A 1,006-nucleotide genomic window follows, 5' to 3' on the forward strand; every position below is an offset into this window, starting at 1 on the left:
AACCCGGCCTGGTGATCCTGGGCAAGCAGGCCATTGACGGCGACAACAACCAGACCGGCCAGATGCTGGCGGCCCTGGCCGACCTGCCCCAGGCCACCTTCGCCTCCAAGGTCGAAGTCGCTGGCGACAAGGTCCACGTGACGCGCGAAGTGGACGGTGGCCTGGAAACCCTGGCGCTGAGCACCCCCGCCATCATCACCACCGACCTGCGCCTGAACGAGCCCCGCTACGTGACGCTGCCCAACATCATGAAGGCCAAGAAAAAGCAGCTGGATGTGGTCAAGCCCGAAGAGTTGGGCGTGGACGTCGCACCCCGCATCCAGACCCTGAAGGTGGCCGAGCCCGCCAAGCGCGGCGCCGGCGTCAAAGTCCCTGACGTTGCCACTTTGGTGGACAAACTGAAGAACGAAGCCAAGGTCATCTGACCCCCTGAGCCGCTTCGCGTCTTCCCCCAGGGGGGACGACAGCCTCGCGTCGGGGCGGCCCTAGCTCGCTGTCCCTGGCTTTGGGGCGTGCGGGTTTTGAAGGCCGCGCCCCATGCGCAGACTTCGCAAGAACGTAAAGAATTTTGGAGTTGACATGACTTCTCTCGTAATCGCTGAACACGACAACGCCTCCATCAAGGGCGCCACCCTGAACACCGTGACCGCGGCCAAGGCCTGCGGTGGTGACGTGCACGTGCTGGTCGCTGGTGAAGGCGCCGCAGCCGCTGCCCAGGCCGCCGCCCAGATCGCTGGCGTGTCCAAGGTCATCCACGCCGATGGCGCCAGCCTCAAGGACGGCCTGGCCGAGAACATCGCCGCCCAGGTGCTGGCACTCCAGGGTGATGGTGCCGGCAACTACAGCCACATCCTGTTCCCCGCCACCGCCTCGGGCAAGAACGCTGCCCCCCGCGTGGCCGCCAAGCTGGACGTGGGCCAGATCAGCGACATCACCGCCGTGATCGCCGCCGACACCTTCGAGCGCCCCATCTACGCCGGCAACGCCATCGCCACCGTGCAGTCGG

General features: G+C 66.2%; 1 protein-coding gene and 1 pseudogene. Both read left to right on the forward strand.

Features of this window, described 5'->3' with window-relative positions:
* A partial coding sequence (locus SJH88_RS19165; RefSeq protein ID WP_274755394.1) for an electron transfer flavoprotein subunit beta/FixA family protein occupies window positions 1–425 on the forward strand: 425 nt, incomplete at its 5' end.
* A gap of 154 nt (window positions 426–579) precedes the next feature.
* Window positions 580–1,006 (forward strand): annotated as a pseudogene (locus SJH88_RS19170) (electron transfer flavoprotein subunit alpha/FixB family protein); the annotation flags it as partial.

This window comes from Comamonas sp. GCA5 (assembly GCF_036541385.1).
GTDB classification, from domain to species: Bacteria; Pseudomonadota; Gammaproteobacteria; order Burkholderiales; family Burkholderiaceae_C; genus Comamonas; species Comamonas aquatica.